Here is a 22,015-nt window from a genome sequence, read left to right as displayed (position 1 = left end):
ACCCGCTTCGGCGGGTTTTTTTATAGGACATATTGCCGGGTGGCGCTGCGCTTACCCGGCCTACAAAACCTGTAGGCACTGCAAGCGAAGCGCCGCTGGGCAAAGAGGCTAGGCAAATATCGTCATCAGGTACGCCACAAACAGCGCCATATGTGCCGCGCCGTTCAGCACGTTGGTGCGTCCGGTGGAGAAGGAGATCTGGCACAGCAGCAGCGAGGCCACCATCACAATCATCTCCGGCGCGCCCAGCGCAAACTGCAGTTCGTTCCCCGTCATAAAGGCAATCAGCGTCACCACCGGTACGGTGAGTGATATGGTCGCCAGCACGGAGCCGAAGAACAGGTTCATTGCACGCTGCACCTGATTGTTCAACACCGCTTTCAGCGCCCCCAGCCCTTCAGGGGACAGGATCAGCAGCGCCACCAGGAAACCGGTAAAGGCCACCGGGGCGTTCAGCTCGGTCAACAGCGTCTCCAGCGGGTTGGCATTCATTTTGGTGACCGCAATGACCGCAATCAGATGCACGATCAGCCAAACCGTGTGCCACACACTGCTGTGTGCTGACGGCTTACCGTGGTGCGGGTCATCGTCGTCGCCGTCATCTTCATGTTCGTATACAAACAGGCTCTGGTGCGTTTTGGTCTGAATCAGCAGGAACACGCCGTACATGGCTGCGGAAATCAGCGCGACCAGCAGCGCCTGACCGGTGGAGAAGTTTGCGCCTGGCAGCGCCATCGGGAAGACCAGCACGATAATTGCCAGCGGGAAGAGGGCAATCAGGTACTGTTTAATGCCAAACAGGTTCATGTACTGGGTCGCAAATTTACGTCCGCCCAGCAACAGCGAGAAGCCCACCAGGCCGCCTGTCACAATCATAATGATGGAGTAGAGGGTATCGCGCATCAGCGTCGGGGCAGCATCGCCGGTCGCCATAAGCGCGGAAATCAGGCTGACTTCGAGAATAACAACGGAAAGACTCAGAATTAACGAACCGTACGGCTCGCCCAGACGGTGGGCTAATACGTCCGCATGGCGAACGACGCTAAATGCGCTGGTTAAAATACCGACCAGGGCAAGAATATTGATACCAACCACCACTGGCAGTGACTGACTGCTTCCCCAGAAGAGCAGCACAGCCAGTGCCAGAACCGGGAAAATGAGTGACGTCTCCTTGTGGCGGGTCTTTACCGCCTCGTGTGTTGCTGTCATGTGCTTCTCCATCAATGCAGGTGCTTGTAATTATAGATAGATTTTAAGGAGATTAAATTAACAGAAATCTGTTAAATACCTTCTAATTTTTACTTAATTTTACCGTTTGTGATGTTTTTATTCTTTGAAGTCTATAATGCCATATCTCTCATAAATAAATATTAAATAACAACGAATTATAATTTTAATTTACTCATTAATTATTGTTGGGTGGCACCATGGCATATCGTCGTCCACACTTATCTCTTTACCGAAAATAGAGGTTAGTGATGCCCTACAAAACGAAACGCGAATTACCTGATAACGTGAAAAATGTCCTGCCTGAACACGCGCAGGATATCTACAAGGAAGCGTTTAACAGCGCCTGGGATCAGTACAAAGATAAAGACGATCGCCGGGATGATGCCAGCCGGGAAGAGACGGCGCATAAGGTCGCCTGGGCCGCAGTTAAACATGACTACGAGAAAGGAGACGATGATAAATGGCATAAAAAGAAATAGCCGTGAAATAATTCGCTGCCTTCATTTTGACTTTTCAGGCGGTTGAACTTCCGTTGTATTGCAACTGGTCCGCTAATTGCTTATCGTTATTTCACTGCTGGCAAAATGACCAGAAAAAAATGCCGGGAAGGCGCATTACAGATGTCGCAAGGAAGCATGCAGTGGCGGAGGTGTAAAGTGTTAACGCGTGATTTCTTAATGAAGGCAGATTGTAAGACGGCATTTGGTGCTATTGAGGAATCGCTTCTCTGGTCAGCTGAACAACGTGCGGCGTCGCTTGCTGCCACGCTTGCCTGCCGCCCGGATGATGGCCCGGTATGGATTTTTGGCTACGGTTCGCTGATGTGGAACCCGGCTCTGGAATTTGTCGAATCGGCAACGGGAACGCTGCCTGGCTGGCACCGCGCATTTTGTCTGCGCCTGACGGCCGGACGCGGCAGTGCGTGTCAGCCTGGTCGCATGCTTGCACTGAAAGAGGGCGGACGCACCACGGGCGTGGCGTATCGCCTCCCGGATGCCACGCTCGAAGAGGAGCTGACGCTGCTCTGGAAGCGCGAGATGATCACCGGCTGCTATATGCCGAGCTGGTGCAAGCTGGAGCTTGACGATGGACGTACCGTCAATGCGCTGGTGTTTATTATGGATCCACGCCATCCGCTGTATGAAGCGGATACCCGCACGCAGGTCATCGCCCCGTTGATTGCCGCCGCCAGCGGGCCGCTGGGCACCAACGCGCAGTATCTCTTCTCCCTCGATCAGGAGCTGACCCGCCTCGGCATGAAGGACGATTGTCTGAATGAGCTGGTGGTAAAGGTGAGGGCGCTGCTGGAAGGGAACCCTGTCAACAGCACGCTGCGACCGGGTTTTGCCTGATAATACGCCCGGCTGGCCGGGCGTTTACTCTTATGCTGCCACGTAGCTGACGGAATGCTCCAGCGACTGACTGTGGCTGTCGATCAGCACATCCCATGTGCCGGTATACGGCACGGTAAGCCACGCTTTATCATCCTGCACGGTCAGAATATCCGCCTGGGATTGCTTTTGCGCTTTTGAACTCATGAGATGTATGCGGCAGCGTTCTGAGCAACGCACCACTACCGTATCCCCGCCGAACAGTTTCAAACTTGTTTTTACCAGTGCCATTTTTTACCCCGTAGTCTTAAACAACGCTCTCCCTGCAGCCATATCCGAGCGTGATGTTGTTCACAATTCACTCGTTGCATAACACCAAAGGGGGAGAGTCGGGATGCTGATTTTGATCAAAAAATGGCATAACGATTAAACAAAAATGACAAAATTCCTCAAAAGTTAGGCTGGCGCGCGTTTTACCCGCGAAACGCGCGCCGGAGGAACATTAAATGCGGAAATGGCCGGCCGTTTCAGCAAGGTCGCCCGCCTGGCTCTGCAGGGCTCCCGCGGCGGCGGCGGACTGCACCACCAGCTCGGCGTTCTGCTGCACCATTCTGTCGAGATGCGTCACAGCGTGATTAATCTCATGGATGCCTTTCATCTGTTCGCTGGTGGCGATGGAGATTTCGCGCATGATGCCGGAGACGCTGCCGATGCTGGAGCGGATCTCATCCATGCTTTCACCGGCCAGATGCACATAGCGCGAACCAGTCGCCACGCTATCGGTGGTGGAATCAATCAGGGATTTGATCTCTTTCGCCGCCTGGGCGCTACGACTGGCGAGGTTACGCACTTCCCCGGCTACCACGGCAAATCCGCGGCCCTGCTCACCGGCACGCGCCGCCTCGACGGAGGCGTTCAGCGCCAGAATGTTGGTCTGGAAGGCGATACCGTCGATGACGCTGGTGATATCACCAATTTTTGCGGACGCCACTTCGATGGACTGCATCGTGCTGATGGCCTGAGAAACCACTTCACCACCGCGCGCGGCAGCCGCAGACGCTTTGCTTGCCTGATCGTTCGCTTCCGCTGCCGATTCATTCGATTGCGTGACGGAGGCGGTGATCTGCTCCACCGCGCTGGCGGTCTCGCGAAGGCTGGACGCCGCCTGCTCGGTACGCCCGGAAAGATCCTGGTTGCCAGCCGCAATTTCCTGCGCGGCATTTTTCACCGACGCGCTGGCGTCACGGAGTTGTACCATCACGACGGAAAGCTTATCGCTGAAGGCATTAAAGGCCTGCGCAATTTGCGCCACTTCATCATTGCCGCTGTCCGGCAAACGCTGGGACAGATCGTTGGTCCCGTTGGCAATGTTATGCATCGCATCACGAATGTCAGACAAGCGTTTCAGCAGACGGGCAATCAGGACGTGAACAATGGCGCCGCTCAGGAGTGCCAGGATCACCAGCGAAATCGCCGACGCTTTCAGCAGGGAACGCATGCCGGAGGTGGCATCGCTGTTGTCGAGCGCGACGACCAGCAGCCAGTTTGTGCCCGGCACGGCTGAGGCAATGAAGGTCTTGTCTACATCATTCAGGGTTCCGTCGACCGGATTACCGCGTTTCAGCGCCGCAAAGTCGATCCCTTTGATCGTCTCGGCAAACGGCTTCAGGGTCAAAGCCGGATCGTTGGCGGCAATCACGGTACCGTCACTGTTCAGGAGCAGCCCGCTGCTGGCGGGTGTTGGGTGGATGCCGCGCACGTTTGCCACGACGCTATCCATGGCGACATCGCCCGCCACCACCGCTTTCAGGACGCCATTTTCTTTCACCGGTACAGCAAACGTCACCACCAGCTTTCCGGTACCGGCATCAACATAGGGTGCTGTCACTACCGGGCCGTCCGTGCTCACCACCTGCTGATACCAGGGACGAATGGTCGGATCATAATCCGCCGGGACACCCGCAGGTTCAGAAAACTTCGCCGTCTTGCTCGCATAACCCACATAGACGTTAGTGAATCCCCCCGCCTGCGCCAGTTGTTTAAACACCGGAACCGGGTCGTCAGCCAGCGCGACGCTTTGTGCGGAGGTAATCACCGTCATTTTGCTTTTGGCCCAGTCGGCAATCGCCATGTTGTGGCTGGCGCTGGTACTGGTCAATATATCGCGCTGTGACTGCTGGTTATCCTGGCGCGTGACCTGGAAGTTAATAACGGTATTGAGAAGAAGGGCGACGACAAGGCAACCTGTCGTCGTGGCGATAATACGTGCGCGAATCGATCTGAACATAAGTGAAATACCTGCTGTGTTGTTTCCATGCCTATCGGCAACCCCGCAGGTAAACTTGATGCTGAAACCGCGTCCATAAGAAAATAATATTTTTACGGGATTATTATTAAAAAGTTAATACTTTATCTGCGGTCAGCGTCCATTCGGCCAGCTCAACCAGCGTCCCGATTTCTACGCCCTCTATCAGCGGCAGAGTGGTAATCCCGCGTCCGTCGGTACAGGTCTTGCACAGTTTCACCGGCACATTTTGCGCGGTCAGGATCTCCAGCATCTGCTGAATGTTATAGCCTTCTGCCGGCTTTTGGCCCTTCAGCCCGGCGGTGACGGCATCCGACATTAAAAAAATCTGTAATGCCAGCTCGCTCTCTTTTTCACGTAGCGCAATGGCCAGACGCAGGCTGTTAAAAAGAGATTCGCTGCCGTAGGCCGCCCCGTTGGCGACGATCACAATCTTCTGCATGTTGACTCCTGTTCTTATAAAGGCACGAATATTGCTTAGTTCTCCGGAGTTTCGCTGTCCGGGAGAGTAAGCATGACATTAATGGCTGGCATTTCGCCAGGTGCAACCGAATGGCTTCAGCGCGCGAGGCTGATGCGCCGGGAGCAGCTCAGCAAGCTGGCAGAGCTGAACGTGCTGGTGCACGGCATTAGCCAACTGGTCCATATGCTACAGTGCGAGCGCGGGGCATCCAACGTCTGGCTCTGTTCACAGGGTAAGCTCTACGCGCCTGAATGCAAAGCCAGCCGGGCACTGGTAGACGAAAATCTTGCTGCGCTGAATACGATACTTGGCAAGCAGTCCCTCCTCCCGGGGAGCGCCGTCTGCGAACGTATCGGTAATGCACTGCATACGCTGGACACACTTCCCGCGCTGCGTGACGGGGTGAGTCAACAAACCCTGACGGCCCCGCAGGCCATGGAACATTACTCTCGCATGCTTCGCCATCTGCTCAGTATCGTGCCGCAACTCAATGACAGCATTGACGATCCGCAAATCGCGGGCCGGTTTGTCGCCCTTTACAGCCTGATGCAGGGGAAAGAGCTGGCGGGACAAGAGCGGGCCCTGGGGGCGATAGGCTTCACGCAGGGTTTTTTTGATGACGTTACCCGCCAGAGACTGGTAGATCGCATTGACGGGCAGCAAGCCTGCTTTGAGATCTTCCTCTCCCACAGTCAGGCTGACGTTCAGGCCACTTTCTCCCTCAACTGCCAGCCCGACCGTGAGACGGAGCAACTCCGGCGCGTGGCCTGTACCCGCCAGCCTGCCGCGGATAATGGCCATACCGCGCTGGCGTGGTTTGCGCTGCAGACGGCGCGGCTGGAGCATCTGCGCGCGCTGGAGGAGACAATCATCGCCGATCTGATGGTCGCGGTGGATGAGCGGATTCAGCGTGACGAGGTCTATCTGCATCCTGCAGATGAACTGGAGGACCCGCTGGCGCATTACCCGGATAAACCCCTGCTGCCTCTGGTTCGCCAGCAGGCGCGCGAGATTGAGCAGCTCTCCCGTCAGCTTGCGTCGCTGCGCGATACGCTTGAGGAGCGAAAAACCATTGATAAAGCAAAAAGCGTGCTGATGACCCACCAGAATATGAGTGAGGAGCAGGCCTGGACAACGCTGCGCAAAATGGCGATGGACAAGAATCAGCGCATGGTGGATATCGCCCGGGCGCTACTTACGGTGAAAAGCGTGTGGCAGATAACCCCAAAGGAGTAGCTGCACAATCAGTGGGCATGTTGTGCCTGATTGGGGTGCGTAATGGCGAGCAAAACCCGGCTTTCGGCCCTGAAACAGGGTGTTCAAACCTGGCATTGACTTTGCATTATTGAATTAACCATTTTTGACGGTGCGCCAACGGCGGTGCATCAGTCTTCGGGATAAAGGCGTCCAGCGGTGCTTCGGCACTGTGGGCGCTTTTTTTTGGCTTTTTTTCAGGAGTGGTCATGGCGGATTTGTCGAGACGGCGGTTTTTGCAGGCCAGCATGCTGGCGAGTGGCGCAGTGTTATTACCGGGTGTCATGCAGGCTGCCTGGGCGGCAGGCTCGGATAAACCGGAGCAGGAGACGGTACGTATCGGGTTTATCCCGCTGACCGACTGTGCGCCGGTGGTTATCGCAGCCCTGAAAGGCTTTGATAAAAAATACGGTATCACCATCGTCCCCACCAAAGAGGCGAGCTGGGCAGCGGTACGCGACAAGCTGGTGGCGGGGGAGCTGGACGCCGCGCACATTCTTTACGGTCTGCTGTACGGGCTTGAACTGGGTATTGCAGGCAAGCCGCAGCAGATGGCAAACCTGATGACGCTTAACCAGAACGGTCAGGCCATTACGCTCTCCAGCGATCTGGCGGAGAAGGGGGTTCGCGATCTTGACGGGCTGAAAACGCTGGTCGGGCAGCAGGCGCCTGGCACTTACACTTTCGCGCACACCTTCCCGACCGGAACGCACGCCATGTGGCTTTACTACTGGCTGGCGAGCGCAGGCATTAACCCCTTCGATGACGTGCGCACAGTGGTGGTGCCGCCGCCGCAGATGGTGATGAACATGCGCATTGGCAACATGGTGGGCTTTTGCGTCGGTGAGCCGTGGAACGCGAGGGCGATTAACGACCGCATTGGCTTCACCGCTGCCACGTCGCAGTCCATCTGGGCGGATCATCCTGAAAAAATTCTCGGCACGCGTCGCGACTGGGTGGAGAAAAATCCGCACACCGCCCGGGCGCTGGTGAGTGCCGTGATGGAAGCCGCGCGCTGGATTGAGGCGTCCCCGGAAAACAAACGTGAAACCGCGCAGATCCTCTCGCGCCGGGCGTGGCTCAACTGCAAAGAACAGTATCTCACCGGGCGAATGCTCGGGGAATACGACAACGGCCTGGGGCAGCGCTGGCAGGACGCACACCCGATCCGTTTCTTCAACGAGGGTGCCGTCAGTTATCCGTATCTCTCTGACGGCATGTGGTTCTTAACCCAGTTCCGCCGCTGGGGCTTGCTTAAAACCGCGCCGGATTACGTGGGTATTGCGCAGCGCATTAACCAGACCGCGGTCTGGCAGGATGCTGCCACCGCCGTCGGCGGACTCTCCACTCCCTCATCACCGTATCGCAGCAGCACGCTGATGGACGGTACCGTCTGGAGCGGAACCGATCCGGAAGGGTACGCCAACCGTTTTGCCATTCACCGTAAAGGGGCCTGATTATGCCGCATCTGCAAAACACAAAACCACAAGAGAAGCCTGAGAGCGGGGAGGTGATTGTCCTGCCACCGTTACAGGTTCGTCGTCGTACGCCTGCGTTGGCGCGTCGAATGAATGATGTTTTACAGCGCGTCATTCCGGCGTTTCTGGGGCTGGGGCTGCTGGTGGTGCTCTGGCAACTGGCGGCGATAAACAGCAAAGGCTTCCCGACGCCGCTCAGCACGCTCGACTCGGCCATAACCCTGTTCGCCGATCCGTTTTATCGCGACGGGCCAAACGATATGGGCATAGGCTGGAATGTGCTTGCGTCACTGCAGCGCGTCGCCATCGGCTTTGGTCTGGCAGCGCTGGCGGGGATTCCGCTGGGCTTTCTGATTGGCCGCTTCACCTTTTTCTCGCGCATGTTCAACCCGCTAATTGCCCTCCTGCGGCCGGTTAGCCCGCTGGCCTGGCTGCCCATCGGCCTGCTGCTGTTCCAGAAAGCGGAGCCAGCATCAAGCTGGACCATATTTATCTGCTCCATCTGGCCGATGGTCATCAACACCGCGGAAGGGGTGCGCCGTATTCCACAGGACTACCTCAACGTCGCCCGGGTACTGCAACTCTCTGAGTGGACCATCATGCGCCGCATTCTCTTTCCTGCCGTGCTGCCTGCGGTGCTGACCGGGGTACGCCTCTCCATCGGTATTGCCTGGCTGGTGATTGTCGCCGCCGAGATGCTCACCGGAGGCTTAGGCATCGGCTTCTGGATCTGGAACGAGTGGAACAACCTCAACGTCGAAAACATTCTCATCGCCATCGTCATTATTGGCGTGGTCGGGTTGCTGCTGGAGCAGGGGCTGATGCTGATTGCCCGTCGCTTTAGCTGGCAGGAAAAATAAGGAGCGAAGATGAAACCATTAATTCAGGTCCAGGGCGTGAGCCAGCGCTTTTCTACTGCCAGCGGCGAGTTTCTGGCGCTGCAAAACGTTTCGTTTGATATTCACGAGGGCGAAACCGTCAGTTTGATCGGCCACTCCGGCTGCGGCAAATCGACGCTGCTGAACCTTATTGCCGGCATTACGCTGCCGACGGAAGGTGGGCTTATCTGCGACAACCGCGAAATTGCCGGGCCGGGCCCCGAGCGCGCGGTGGTGTTTCAGAACCATTCCCTGCTGCCATGGCTCACCTGCTTTGACAACGTCGCCCTGGCGGTGGATCAGGTGTTCCGTCACACCATGAGCAAGTCTGAGCGTAAAGCGTGGATCGAGCACAACCTCGACCGCGTGCAGATGGGGCATGCCTTGCATAAGCGCCCGGGGGAGATCTCCGGCGGCATGAAGCAGCGCGTGGGCATCGCCCGCGCGCTGGCGATGAAGCCAAAAGTGCTGCTGATGGATGAACCGTTCGGCGCGCTGGATGCGCTGACGCGAGCCCATCTGCAGGACTCGGTGATGCAGATCCAGCAGGCATTGAACACCACTATCGTGCTGATTACCCACGACGTGGATGAGGCAGTGCTGCTTTCCGATCGCGTGCTGATGATGACCAACGGCCCGGCGGCGACCGTCGGAGAGATCCTGCGCGTTGATCTGCCGCGTCCGCGCAACCGGGTTCAGCTGGCGGACGACAGCCGCTACCACCACATGCGTCAGCAGATCCTCCATTTCCTCTACGAAAAACAGCCGAAAGCGGCGTAACGAGGGGGCTTTGATGCGACTGGTCATTATCGGGAATGGAATGGCGGCCACCCGGCTGATTGACGGGCTAACCGGGCGGGCCTCGGGTCGTTTTGCTATCACCGTCGTCGGTGATGAGCCTGAGCATGCCTATAACCGCATTCAGCTTTCGCCGGTGCTGGGGGGCGAGAAAGCGGCAGCGGATATCTGTCTTCAGGATGAGGACTGGTACCGGGTACGTGGCGTTACGGTGCTGCGGGGCGAAAGGGCGCTTGCCGTGGACGTGGTCTCACGGGAAGTGCGAACCGCCACCCGCACGCTGGGCTGGGATGCCCTGGTATTTGCCACCGGTTCAACGCCTTTTGTTCCGCCGATCCCCGGCGGTGATGCGCCGCAGGTGTTCACGTTCCGCACCCTGGAGGATACCTGCGCCATTCAGGCAGTTTCCGGTCCGGCGGTGGTGCTGGGGGGCGGCGTGCTTGGGGTTGAGACTGCGGCAGCACTGGCACGCTCAGGTGACAACGTCACGCTCGTTCATCGCGGTCCGTGGCTGATGGAACAACAGCTGGATCAACAGGCTGGCGCGCTGCTGGAGGAGGCGCTGGCGGAACGGGGCGTACGCTGTGAGCTTGCCTCCGGCATCTCGGCGATTAACGACAACACCGTGACGTTGCTCAATGGACGCAGTATTGCTGCGGCGCGCGTGGTGCTGGCGACCGGCGTGCAGCCCAACATTGGCCTGGCAAAGGCCAGCGGCCTTCATTGCGCGCGCGGGATTGTGGTGAATCACCAGATGCAGACCTCCGCGCCGGACATCTATGCCATTGGCGAGTGCTGCGAAATTGATGGCCAGACGTTTGGCCTGGTCGCCCCCTGTCTGGCGCAGGCCGATATCCTCGCCGCACGGCTGGCGGGCGACACCACTGCGCCGTTTACCCTCACCGACAACGGTGTGCGCCTCAAGGTGACCGGCGTGGAGCTGTTCAGCCTGGGTCGCGCGGCGGAGCAGGAGGGCGACGTGGTCTGGCGTTCATGGGATCCGCTGACGCGTCACTATCGTCGCTTACTGATCCATCAGGGGACGCTGGCTGGCGTGCTGCTGATGGGAGATTGCCGCAACGCGGCGACATTTACCGATTTACTGGCAACGGCTGCGCCCGCACACGCGGACTGGCTGTTCGATCGATTCACTACGCAACCGCAGGTTGCAGGACAGAACGCTATGACAAAACCTACTCTGGTGGTGGTTGGGCACGGTATGGTCGGCCATCATTTTCTCGAAGATTGCGTTAACCGCAACTTACATCAGCAGTATCAGATCGTGGTCTTTGGTGAAGAGCGCTATGCCGCCTATGACCGGGTGCATCTGTCCGAGTATTTTGGCGGCCGCAGTGCGGATTCGCTCTCGCTGGTGGCAGGGGATTTTTTTGCTGATAACGGCATTGAGCTGCGCCTGTCGCAGCAGATTGTCGCCATTGACCGCGACGCGCGCGTGGTGCGTACCGCCAGTGGGCATGAAACGCACTGGGATAAACTGGTGCTGGCGACCGGCTCATACCCGTTTGTCCCGCCGGTACCGGGTAACGATCTGCCGGGCTGTTTTGTCTACCGCACGCTCGACGATCTCGACAACATTGCGGCCCATGCGGCGGGTGCGCGTCGCGGGGTCGTCATCGGCGGCGGGCTGCTGGGGCTGGAGGCAGCAAACGCCCTGAAACAACTCGGGCTCGACACTCACGTGGTGGAGTTTGCGCCCAATCTGATGGCGGTTCAGCTCGATAACGACGGCGCGTCGATGCTGCGCAAGAAAATCGAGGCGCTGGGCGTGGGCGTTCACACCGCTAAAGCCACCACGGAAATTGCGTCGACGGATGACGGGCTGGTGCTGCGCTTTGCCGATGGCGAAGCGCTGGAAACGGACCTGGTGGTCTTTTCTGCCGGTATCCGTCCGCAGGACGCGCTGGCGCGCAGCAGCGGGCTGGCTATCGGCGAGCGCGGCGGGATCTGCATTGACGATGGCTGCCAGACTTCCGACCGTGACGTGTTTGCCATTGGCGAATGCGCGTTGTGGGAAGGGAAAATCTTTGGACTGGTTGCCCCGGGCTACCAGATGGCACGCGTAGCCGCCGCCGCGCTGGCAGGGGAGGATAAAACCTTCACCGGCGCGGATATGAGCACCAAACTCAAGCTGCTGGGCGTGGATGTGGCGTCGTTTGGCGACGCTCACGGGCGCACGCCGGGGGCGCTGAGCTACCAGTGGACGCACGGGCCGCAGCAAATCTACAAGAAAATCGTGGTCAGCCACGACAGCAAAACGCTGCTCGGCGGCGTGCTGGTGGGTGATGCCAGCGAATACGCCACGCTGGTGCAGATGATGCTCAATGGAATCAGCCTGCCGAAAGCGCCGGAAACCCTGATATTACCCGCATCCTCAGGCAGCGCGCCAAAAGCGCTGGGCGTGGCGGCGCTGCCGGAAAGTGCGCAGATCTGTTCGTGTCATAACGTCAGCAAGGGCGATATTTGCCAGGCCGTGAGCGCGGGCGCAACGGATATCGGTGCCATCAAACAGTGCACTAAAGCGGCGACCGGTTGCGGGGGCTGTAGTGCGCTGGTGAAGCAGGTGATGGAGTTTCAGCTTGCTGAACAGGGCGTGGAGGTGAAAAAGGATATCTGTGAACACTTCCCCTGGTCACGCCAGGAAATTTACCACCTGGTGCGCGTCAACCATATCCGCACCTTTGACCAGCTCATCAGCCGCTACGGTCAGGGACACGGGTGCGAAATCTGTAAGCCGCTGGTCGGGTCCGTGCTGGCTTCCTGCTGGAACGAGTATCTGCTTAAACCGACGCATCTGCCGCTGCAGGACACCAACGACCGTTACTTTGCCAATATTCAGAAGGACGGAACCTATTCCATCGTGCCGCGTATGCCCGCCGGGGAAGTGACCGCCGACGGGCTGATCGCCATCGGCCAGATTGCAAAGCGCTATAGCCTTTACAGCAAAATCACTGGCGGGCAGCGTATTGACCTCTTTGGCGCCACTCTGGAACAGCTACCGGAGATCTGGCAGGCGCTGGTGGAAGCCGGATTTGAGACCGGCCACGCTTACGGGAAATCTCTGCGCACGGTGAAATCCTGCGTTGGGTCGACCTGGTGCCGCTATGGCGTGCAGGACTCCACCGGCCTCGCGGTCAAACTGGAGCACCGTTACAAAGGCCTGCGCGCGCCGCACAAAATCAAAATGGCGGTTTCCGGCTGTACCCGCGAGTGTGCCGAGGCGCAGAGCAAAGACGTGGGCGTCATTGCCACCGATAAAGGCTGGAACCTCTACCTGTGCGGCAACGGCGGCATGAAGCCGCGCCATGCGGATCTTTTCGCCAGCGATCTGGACGATGAAACGTTGATCCGTACCGTTGACCGGTTCCTGATGTTCTACATCCGCACGGCGGATCGCCTGCAGCGCACCAGCACCTGGATGGACAACCTGGAAGGCGGCCTCGACTATCTGCGCGAGGTGATCCTCGAGGACAGTCTGGGTATTGCCGACGAACTGGAGCAGGAGATGGCCCGGGTAGTGGAAACCTACCAGTGCGAATGGCAGACCACGCTCAACGATCCCAACCGTCTGGCGCTGTTCCGCACCGCAGTGAACGACACTGCCGCAGAGCAAGGCAAACGCTGGCAGGAAATCTGCGGTATCGAGGATATCCCCGAACAGGCGGGCATTGGCGCGCGTCTCGGTCACAACGCGATTGCGCTGTTCCGCTTTGGCAAAACCGTTTATGCCCTCGACGACCTGGAGCCAGGAAGCCGTGCGAACGTGCTTTCTCGCGGCATTCTTGGCGATGCGGCGGGGGAGCCAGTGGTGATCTCTCCGCTTTATAAACAGCGCATTCGTCTGCGCGATGGCTGTCAGGTTGAAAATGGTGAGCCTGCGGTACGCGCCTGGCCGGTGAAAATCGAAAACGGCAAAGTGTGGGTCGGTAACGATGCCCTGGTCATGCGTGCGGAGGCTTCATGACAGAAACCCGGACAACATGCCCCTACTGCGGGGTGGGCTGCGGCGTGGTCGCCCGCGTGGAAGGCGGCGTGGTCAGCGTTCGGGGAGATGAAACCCATCCGGCGAATTTTGGTCGCCTGTGCGTGAAAGGGGCCGCCCTGGGGGAGACAACCGATTTACAGGGGCGGCTTTTGCGCCCGGTCCTCGACGGTCATGAGGTGGACTGGACGCAGGCACTGGAAGCGGCAGGTGAACGGCTCCAGCACATTATCGACACATGGGGGCCGCAGGCGGTGGCATTCTACGCGTCCGGCCAGCTGTTAACCGAGGATTACTACGCCGCTAACAAGCTGATGAAGGGGTTCATCGGGGCGGCGAACATTGATACCAACTCCCGGCTCTGCATGTCGTCAGCGGTGGTGGGTTATAAACGTGCCTTCGGTGAGGACGTGGTGCCGTGCAGTTACGAGGACGTGGAGAACAGCGATCTGGTGGTACTGGTGGGCTCGAATGCCGCCTGGACGCACCCTGTTCTGTACCAGCGGCTGGTGCAGGCAAAGCAAACCAATCCTCAGATGAAGGTGGTGGTGATTGACCCGCGTGAAACGGTTACCTGTGATATCGCTGACCTGCATCTGGCGCTAAAACCCGGCAGCGATGCGGGGCTGTTTGTGGGGTTGCTCAATGTGATCCAGGGAACCGACGCGTGGCCGATGGCCCGCGTGGCGGCGTTTTGCGACCTTCCTGTGCAGGATATTGGTGTGTTTTATGACTGGTTTGTCACCGCGCCACGCGCGCTCACGCTCTACACCATGGGGATCAACCAGTCATCGAGCGGTAGCGACAAGTGTAACGCCATCATCAACGTCCATCTTGCCAGCGGAAAATTCAACCGCCCGGGCTGCGGTCCGTTTTCGCTGACCGGACAGCCAAACGCCATGGGCGGACGGGAAGTGGGCGGGCTGGCAAATCAGCTGGCGGCGCACATGAGCTTTGAGCCGGACGACCTTTCGCGGGTGGCGCGTTTCTGGGGAACGGAAAGGCTGGCGCAGACGCCAGGCCTGATGGCGGTTGAACTGTTCGATGCCATTGCCCGTGGCGAAGTGAAGGCGGTGTGGATCATGGGCACCAACCCAGCGGTCTCGCTGCCGGACAGTCACGCCGTATGTCAGGCGCTGGCAGGCTGCCCGCTGGTGATTGTTTCTGAGGTCATGAACGATACCGACACCAGCCGGTTCGCCCATATCCGTTTTCCGGCGCTGGCCTGGGGGGAGAAGGACGGCACTGTGACCAATTCCGAGCGGCGTATTTCGCGCCAGCGCGCCTTTCTGCCTGCCCCGGGAGAGGCAAAACCGGACTGGTGGATCGTCGCGCAGATTGCAAAACGGCTGGGGCACGGCGACGCCTTTGCCTGGCAACATCCGCACGAGATTTTTTGCGAGCACGCGGCGCTGACGGCCTTTGAAAATGACGGCACGCGGGCATTGAACCTGCATGACCTGGCTGAACTTACCCGCGAAGCGTGGGAGCGGCTGGAGCCGTATCAGTGGTCAACGGGGGATTTCCCGCGCCGAAACCTGGTGCCGGTCGATCCGGTCCAGCACGGTGCGGCGGTCAGCACGCTGTACCCGGTGCTCCTCAATACCGGACGCATCCGCGATCAATGGCACTCCATGACCCGGACGGGGTATGTGTCCCGGCTGATGCAGCATATCGCGGAGCCGTTTGTTGAGGTCTGCGCCAGCGATGCCATGCGGTTCTCGTTGTGTGATGGCCAGCTGGCGCGGATCAGTTCGCCGCGCGGCGTGATGGTCGCCAGAGTGCGAGTCAACCGCGGCATCCGGCAAGGCGAGGCGTTTGCCCCGATGCACTGGAACGCGGTGTTTGCCCGTCAGGGAAAGGTGAATGCGCTGGTGGAAGGGCGCTGCGATCCGGCGTCGGGCCAGCCGGAGAGCAAACAAACCGCCGTTCGGATCATGCCCTGGCTGCCCGTCTGGCAAGGAGTGCTCTATACCCACGAACAGCCGGAGTTACCATCCTGGGTTCACTGGTGGCGTAAAGCCTCACATCTGGCGGTATCAGGAGATAAACCGTTGCTGTCGTGGGTCATGAACTACGCCAGCAGCCGGGGCTGGCAGTTACAGGTTGCTCAAACCGGCGAACGCAGTAGCGTGCTGGCCTGGCATGAAGGTCAGCTGATGCTCGGCTTCTGGGAAGGCACCACGTTACCGGAGCTGGTACACCCGATCATTGACGCTGCTTTTCGCTCGCCCCCCACGACGCCTGCAGAGCGTCATGCGCTGCTGAACGGGCAGGGTGTGGAGGAGACGGTGGATCCGGGACGCATTATCTGTAGCTGCTTCAGCGTCGGAGAAAATGCGATTCGGGAGGCGATAGCCGGAGGGTGTGAAAGCGTCGCCGCGCTGGGGGCAACGTTACGGTGCGGCACGAACTGTGGCTCCTGCGTTTCGGAGTTGAAAGGACTGTTTGGATGATGGTGTAAGCGCGTCGGGTGGCGTAGCCGCCACCCGACAATCAGTTTCAGGATAATCCTGAAATTTCCGCCAGAACTGCATTTCCAGGCTTATCGCGTTAACATAATAAGAGTTTATCCATAAACACAGGTTCTTTTTTACGACGTTGATGGTTGTATCGTCCCGCATTCGTTTTCTGCTCTTACTCCCCCTTCTTACGGCCGGAGCCGTTCACGGTGCGCCGCGTTCCTTTATCCAGCAGGCACAAAATCCTTTTGATAATAACGGGGATAATCTGCCCGACCTGGGTATGGCTGCTCCCTCAGGGGAAGGGGAAAAGCACCTGGCCGAAATGGCGAAAGCCTTTGGTGAAGCCAGTATGACCGACAACGGCCTGACAACGGGCGAGCAGGCGCGTCAGTTTGCCTTTGGTCAGGTGCGCGACGCGGTGAGCGGCGAAGTGAACCAGCAGATTGAGTCCTGGCTGTCGCCCTGGGGGAACGCCAGCGTCAATTTACTGGTGGATAACGAGGGCAAATTTAACGGCAGCAGCGGGAGCTGGTTTATCCCCTGGAACGATAACAACCGTTACCTGAGCTGGAGCCAGCTTGGCCTGACGCAGCAGACGGATGGCCTGGTCAGTAACGCCGGAATCGGCCAGCGCTGGGTCGCCGGAAAATGGCTGCTGGGCTATAACACCTTCTACGATAATCTGCTGGACGAAAACCTGCAGCGTGCCGGACTGGGCGCCGAGGTGTGGGGGGAGAATCTGCGCCTGTCAGCGAACTATTACCAGCCGTTTGCCGGATGGCGCGATAGATCTGATGTTCAGGAACAGCGAATGGCGCGGGGATATGATGTCACCGCCAAAGCCTGGCTGCCGTGGTTTCATCACCTGAACACCAGCGTCAGCGTCGAGCAGTATTTTGGCGACAACGTTGATCTCTTCAACAGCGGAACCGGCTATCACAACCCGGTGGCGGTCAATCTTGGGCTTAACTATACCCCGGTTCCGCTGGTCACGCTGACCGCCGCGCATAAGCAGGGTGAAAGCGGCGAAAGCCAGAATAACCTCGGCCTGAAGCTTAACTACCGCTTTGGCGTGCCGCTGGTAAAGCAACTCTCCGCCAGTGAAGTTGCGGCCACGCGTTCTCTGCGTGGCAGCCGCTATGATTCCCCCGAGCGCAACAGCCTTCCGATTATGGAGTTCCGCCAGCGTAAAACGCTGTCCGTCTGGCTGGCAACGCCGCCGTGGGATCTGAAAGGGGGGGAAACCGTCATGCTGAAGCTACAGATTCGTAGCACGCACGGCATCCGTCAGATCCACTGGCAGGGCGATACCCAGGCACTGAGCCTGACGTCGCCCGGGAAGGGTAACAGCAGCGACGGCTGGAGCGTGATTATGCCTGCCTGGAATGAGGCAGAAGGCGCGACAAACCGCTGGCATCTTTCGGCGGTAGTGGAAGATGAGAAGGGCCAGCGCGTCTCGTCCAATGAGATCACGCTTGCGGTGGTGCAGCCGCTGATCGCTATACCTGACGACGACCCGCGCTGGAAGCTGCTGCCGGATGAGTAATCCTTAAAAAATGCGTTCCTGATGTACCCACACGGCGGCCTCAACGCGGGATTTTAACTTCATTTTCTTCAGCATATGCTTCACATGCACTTTGACCGTGCTTTCGGTGATATCCAGACGGCGGGCGATCATTTTATTCGGCAGCCCCTGGGCGATTAGTTTGAGAATATCGCGTTCGCGCGGTGTTAACTGGCTGACGTCACGGTCAGACGTGGCGCGGTTGGCCCGCAGGCTGGCGGCCAGCACCGGCGTCAGGGCTTCACTCAGCACCATCTCGCCGGCCGCAGCCTGCTGCAGTGCTTTAAGCAGATCTTCCGGCTCCATATCTTTCAGCAGATAACCATCCGCGCCGCGCTTCAGCGCCGTGACTACATCTTCTTCATGGTTCGAGACGCTAAAGACGACGATGCGTCCGGAAAGCGATTTTTCCCGCAGCTTGTCGAGGGTCTCCAGGCCGTTCATGCCGGGCATGTTCAGATCGAGCAGGATCAGATCGGGATCGAGGGACTCGGCGAGCTCAATGCCCTGTTCCCCGTTGCTGGCTTCGCCAACCACGGTAATATCGGGTGCCATGCTGACCAGCTGTTTTACGCCAGTACGCAGCATCGGATGGTCGTCGATCAACAGGATGGATGCCGGTTCCTGATTAGTCATGGGTTTCTCCTTGAGAAGTTGTAAGCGGTTTTTCGGGAATAAAGGTGACCACGACTTCCGTGCCACCCGTCTCTCTCCGGCGAACCTGACAATCACCGCGCAGGCTTTGGGCGCGGTCTCGCATAATGATTAAACCATAGTGGTTCGTGCGCTCGGCATTTTCCGGCACGCCACGGCCGTTGTCGTGAACCGTGAGTCTGACCTGGTTAGCGTGCTGGCTGACGGTGACCGTGACCGCCGTCGCTTCCGCGTGTTTAAGCACGTTGCTGAGCGCTTCACGGGCGATCTGCAGTAGATGAATAGCCTGATGTGACGGGACAAACCGCGGCGGCAGCTGGTAATCCAGCTTCACCGGGAACCCCAGCCGGGCGCTAAACTCATGACAGCTGGCTTCCAGCGCCGGACGCAGGCCCGGCTCGGTCAGCTGCAGGCGGAAGGTGGTCAGCAGCTCACGCAGCTGTACCCAGGAGGTATTCAGCTCGTTGCGTATCTGGCTGAGCAGCTGTTTATTACTGTCCGGCATCTGCGCATCCTGCATCTGCAGGCAGCTTACCTGCATTTTCATACAGGAGAGCGATTGGGCGATTGAGTCATGCAGCTCGCGGGCGATGGTGGCGCGTTCTTCCATAACGATCAGCTGCTGCTGTTTTTCCTGATGCCTGTCGAGCGCCAGCGTGGCCGTTAGCTGTTCAACCAGCGTATCAACCAGCTGTTGCTGATCGTGGCTCAGATGACGCCCGGCGGGCAGGGTCGCCAGCAGAATACCGTACTGGGTATGGCTGTCCGTTAGTCGCCATTTCAGCGTCGTGCCGCCAGTGGTCGACGGCGGCAGGCCGCGAGGGCATAAATGACAGCCTTTATCATCACAGGACATGTCGGACTGACAGGTAAACTCCTGATGATTATCTTCATCTTCCACGTCGTAAACTCGCAGTTCCAGGTCATGCAGCAGGGTCAGATTTTGCAGGCCATTCAGCACCGGGGAGAGGCGTTCACAGAGCGGCACCTGCATGTGCAGCCGGCGGTTGGCCTGCCACAGGAAAGAGAGGATTTCGTTTTTCTGCTCCAGCCCGGCCGTTTTTTCCTGTACGCGCTGCTCAAGCACCGCGTAGCTTTCGGACAGCTCTGCCGACATGGTGTTGAGCGCCTGGCCGAGCATCGCCATTTCGTTGCGTCCGCTGATGTGCGTGCGCTGGGTAAAATCCCGGGCGGTAACCGCCCGGGCCATGGCCAGCAGCTGTTTCCACGGATTCAGCAGCCGCGCGCGAAGCCAGATAATGGTGAAGATCAGCAGCAGGCCCATAAACAGCGCCATGGCACGGTGTACCATCACCACCCGGTCGATGCGTAATTCAGTGGTTTGGTCAAAAGAGGAGACCAGGGCATCAATGCGTGAGACAAAACCCGCCACGTCCTGCGCGACCGTCTCCGGGCTTTGCGCCTGTTTCAGTCCGGGTTCCAGTTGGGTGTGCCAGTAGCCCTGAAGGGCTTTAAGCTGGGATTGCTGACCGGCGCGGATGGCTGCATTTTCCAGTTCAGGGCTGAAAGCCGTGCGCTCCATTTCATCAATGAGAGGCTGGTCGTCCTGCGTCAGAGGCACCGACGCCAGCAGACGGTAACTCTGCATGCGTAGCGAGCCTGCCTCATTGATGGCATGCGCATTACCCTGTACCCCTTGTACCAGCCACCCAGAAATCGCCATGCCGGTCACGCCGAGTGCGGTGGACAGCAAAACGATCAGGGCTAACTGATTGACGAGTGTCAGCGGTGATAAACATCTTTTTAACATAGAGTTGCCGGGCTCCTGACGTGGCCTGCTTGCAGGAATGGCGCTATTCTGGTGCATACCCTGGAGTATACCCATACCTATAAATGATTACTCCTAAATTGCCAGTGGAGTATGCATCTGAGGGTAGGGGGAGCAGGGACGCGTCAGCGCCGTGAAAAACAACGCCTTTTTGATCTGATTTGACTACTCACTAAGGATAAGACCTTTTTTCGTGCCGCAAATCCTCGAACTTTTCCTTTGATTTATATCAACTTACCGCCGCCCTAAAACCCTAATGTTTGCAGCATCATTCGAGAATCAGAGGTGTCTATGAGTCACTCATCCGCTCCCGAAAGGGAAAATGGTGCCGTTATTACAGACTGGCGTCCAGAGGATCCGGCGTTCTGGCAACAGCGCGGCCATCGTGTAGCAAGCCGGAATCTGTGGATTTCCGTTCCGTGTCTGTTATTAGCGTTTTGCGTATGGATGTTGTTTAGTGCAGTGGCGGTAAATCTGCCAAAAGTTGGGTTTACGTTCACAACCGATCAGCTGTTTATGCTGACCGCGTTGCCGTCACTGTCTGGCGCGCTGCTGCGCGTTCCTTACGCCTTTATGGTGCCGGTCTTTGGTGGCCGTCGCTGGACGGCATTCAGTACCGGGATCATGATCGTGCCTTGCGTGTGGCTCGGCTTCGCGGTGCAGGATACGTCCACGCCGTTTAGCGTGTTCGTGATCATCTCCCTGCTGTGCGGTTTTGCGGGTGCGAACTTCGCCTCCAGTATGGCGAACATCAGCTTCTTCTTCCCGAAAGCGAAACAGGGTGGCGCGCTGGGCATTAACGGTGGTCTGGGCAACATGGGCGTGAGCGTGATGCAGCTGATCGCGCCGCTGGCGATCTCGGTCTCCATTTTTGCTGCCTTTGGTGGCGGTGGCGTTGAACAGGCGGATGGTTCTTCCCTCTACCTGCAGAACGCCGCCTGGATTTGGGTGCCGTTCCTGGTGGTCTTCACCCTGGCAGCGTGGTTCTTTATGAACGATCTGTCTGCGTCGAAGGCGTCACTGAGTGAACAGCTGCCGGTGCTGAAACGTGGACACCTTTGGGTGATGGCACTGCTGTATCTGGCCACCTTCGGGTCGTTTATCGGTTTCTCTGCCGGTTTCGCCATGCTGTCGAAAACCCAGTTCCCGGACGTGCAGATCCTGCAATTCGCCTTCTTTGGTCCATTTATTGGCGCGCTGGCTCGCTCACTGGGCGGCATGGTTTCTGATCGTCTGGGCGGTACCCGCGTGACGCTGGTGAACTTTGTCGTGATGGCGGTCTTCTGTGCGCTGCTGTTCCTGACGCTGCCAGCGGACGGACAGGGCGGTAACTTCATCGCCTTCTTCGGCGTGTTTATGGTGCTGTTCCTGACGGCCGGTTTGGGGAGTGCGTCCACCTTCCAGATGATCTCCGTGATCTTCCGTAAGCTGACGATGGATCGCGTGAAAGCGCAGGGTGGAAGCGAAGAGCAGGCGATGCGTGAAGCGGCGACGGATACCGCTGCTGCGCTGGGCTTTATCTCTGCCATCGGTGCCATTGGCGGCTTCTTTATCCCGAAAGCGTTCGGTATTTCGCTTGACCTGACCGGTTCCCCGGCGGGTGCGATGAAAGTGTTCCTTGTGTTCTATATCGCCTGCGTTGTGATTACGTGGCTGGTATATGGCCGTAATACCAAGAAAAATAAGTAAGTGTGATTATCCGTTTGCGCGGCCTTGGGGCCGCGTTTTTTTGTTCTGGAAGTAGTTACAACATACTGATGGGTTTGCACAGAAGCGCGCCGGTAACACTGTGATCGCCGTCGCCTT

At 58.3% G+C, this 22,015-nt stretch carries 17 protein-coding genes; 10 read left to right on the top strand and 7 right to left on the bottom strand.

All coding sequences use genetic code 11. The features are described from left to right. Nucleotides 1-108: 108 nt before the first annotated feature. Complete coding sequence (gene chaA / locus L3068_RS13215) at nt 109-1,209, bottom strand: sodium-potassium/proton antiporter ChaA (RefSeq protein WP_014884192.1); 1,101 nt, start codon at nt 1,207-1,209, stop codon at nt 109-111. 269 nt (nt 1,210-1,478) lie between these two features. Between chaA and chaB the strand changes: the two genes are divergently transcribed. After that, complete coding sequence (chaB, locus tag L3068_RS13210; protein WP_014884191.1) at nt 1,479-1,709, top strand: putative cation transport regulator ChaB; 231 nt, start codon at nt 1,479-1,481, stop codon at nt 1,707-1,709. A gap of 177 nt (nt 1,710-1,886) precedes the next feature. Then, complete coding sequence (locus L3068_RS13205) at nt 1,887-2,582, top strand: gamma-glutamylcyclotransferase (protein WP_023330588.1); 696 nt, start codon at nt 1,887-1,889, stop codon at nt 2,580-2,582. Between the two features lie 30 nt (nt 2,583-2,612). Here L3068_RS13205 and L3068_RS13200 read toward each other — a convergent pair whose 3' ends face one another. The 3 genes from L3068_RS13200 to L3068_RS13190 all read right to left on the bottom strand — a co-directional run bounded on the left by L3068_RS13200 (nt 2,613) and on the right by L3068_RS13190 (nt 5,308). Continuing rightward, nucleotides 2,613-2,852 (bottom strand): DUF1883 domain-containing protein, encoded by a 240-nt coding sequence (locus L3068_RS13200; RefSeq protein ID WP_010432930.1) that lies wholly within the window; start codon nt 2,850-2,852, stop codon nt 2,613-2,615. Between the two features lie 211 nt (nt 2,853-3,063). Then, nucleotides 3,064-4,848 (bottom strand): methyl-accepting chemotaxis protein, encoded by a 1,785-nt coding sequence (locus L3068_RS13195; protein WP_014884188.1) that lies wholly within the window; start codon nt 4,846-4,848, stop codon nt 3,064-3,066. Nucleotides 4,849-4,954: 106 nt separating this feature from the next. Then, a complete protein-coding gene (locus L3068_RS13190) occupies nt 4,955-5,308 on the bottom strand; it encodes a DsrE/DsrF/TusD sulfur relay family protein (protein ID WP_117580390.1) in 354 nt (117 codons plus the stop codon). A 72-nt stretch (nt 5,309-5,380) separates the two neighbouring features. Here L3068_RS13190 and nasR point away from each other — a divergent pair, with 72 nt between their 5' ends. Next, entirely contained in the window at nt 5,381-6,565 is a 1,185-nt protein-coding gene (nasR, locus tag L3068_RS13185) for a nitrate regulatory protein NasR (RefSeq protein WP_014884186.1), read from the top strand. Nucleotides 6,566-6,671: 106 nt separating this feature from the next. Here the strand turns inward: nasR and L3068_RS25275 are convergent, their stop codons facing one another. After that, on the bottom strand, nt 6,672-6,794 hold the full coding sequence (locus L3068_RS25275) for a hypothetical protein (protein ID WP_255343926.1): 123 nt from the start codon (nt 6,792-6,794) through the stop codon (nt 6,672-6,674). Between L3068_RS25275 and L3068_RS13180 the strand changes: the two genes are divergently transcribed. From L3068_RS13180 to L3068_RS13155, 6 genes are all read left to right on the top strand, one after another. Continuing rightward, on the top strand, nt 6,793-8,040 hold the full coding sequence (locus tag L3068_RS13180) for a CmpA/NrtA family ABC transporter substrate-binding protein (protein ID WP_059373518.1): 1,248 nt from the start codon (nt 6,793-6,795) through the stop codon (nt 8,038-8,040). The two genes, L3068_RS25275 and L3068_RS13180, sit on opposite strands and share 2 nt — an antisense overlap. Nucleotides 8,041-8,042: 2 nt before the next feature. Then, the gene (gene ntrB, locus L3068_RS13175) at nt 8,043-8,921 is read left to right on the top strand and encodes a nitrate ABC transporter permease (protein ID WP_014884183.1); all 879 of its coding nucleotides are present in this window, start codon (nt 8,043-8,045) and stop codon (nt 8,919-8,921) included. 9 nt (nt 8,922-8,930) lie between these two features. Continuing rightward, complete coding sequence (locus L3068_RS13170; protein WP_014884182.1) at nt 8,931-9,719, top strand: ABC transporter ATP-binding protein; 789 nt, start codon at nt 8,931-8,933, stop codon at nt 9,717-9,719. Nucleotides 9,720-9,732: 13 nt separating this feature from the next. Next, complete coding sequence (gene nirB, locus L3068_RS13165) at nt 9,733-13,719, top strand: nitrite reductase large subunit NirB (RefSeq protein WP_117580386.1); 3,987 nt, start codon at nt 9,733-9,735, stop codon at nt 13,717-13,719. Then, nucleotides 13,716-16,193, top strand: a complete 2,478-nt coding sequence (locus tag L3068_RS13160) for a nitrate reductase (protein WP_117580384.1) — start codon at nt 13,716-13,718, stop codon at nt 16,191-16,193. Before nirB ends, L3068_RS13160 begins: the two co-directional genes overlap by 4 nt. A 148-nt stretch (nt 16,194-16,341) precedes the next feature. Then, nucleotides 16,342-17,748 carry a YchO/YchP family invasin gene (locus L3068_RS13155; RefSeq protein WP_014884179.1) on the top strand — a complete coding sequence of 469 codons (1,407 nt, stop codon included), beginning with the start codon at nt 16,342-16,344 and terminating at the stop codon, nt 17,746-17,748. A 3-nt stretch (nt 17,749-17,751) separates the two neighbouring features. On the opposite strand, the gene narL is transcribed toward L3068_RS13155, so the two are convergent. Next, on the bottom strand, nt 17,752-18,402 hold the full coding sequence (gene narL / locus L3068_RS13150; RefSeq protein WP_008499531.1) for a two-component system response regulator NarL: 651 nt from the start codon (nt 18,400-18,402) through the stop codon (nt 17,752-17,754). Continuing rightward, on the bottom strand, nt 18,395-20,191 hold the full coding sequence (gene narX / locus L3068_RS13145; RefSeq protein WP_117580382.1) for a nitrate/nitrite two-component system sensor histidine kinase NarX: 1,797 nt from the start codon (nt 20,189-20,191) through the stop codon (nt 18,395-18,397). The genes narL and narX overlap by 8 nt, the downstream gene beginning before the upstream one ends. A 309-nt stretch (nt 20,192-20,500) precedes the next feature. Between narX and L3068_RS13140 the strand changes: the two genes are divergently transcribed. Continuing rightward, on the top strand, nt 20,501-21,898 hold the full coding sequence (locus L3068_RS13140; protein ID WP_014884177.1) for a NarK family nitrate/nitrite MFS transporter: 1,398 nt from the start codon (nt 20,501-20,503) through the stop codon (nt 21,896-21,898). Nucleotides 21,899-22,015: the final 117 nt, after the last annotated feature.

This window comes from Enterobacter cloacae complex sp. ECL414, assembly GCF_021869685.1.
In the GTDB taxonomy this organism is placed as follows: domain Bacteria; phylum Pseudomonadota; class Gammaproteobacteria; order Enterobacterales; family Enterobacteriaceae; genus Enterobacter; species Enterobacter kobei.
This window is presented reverse-complemented; position numbering and strand designations above follow the sequence as displayed.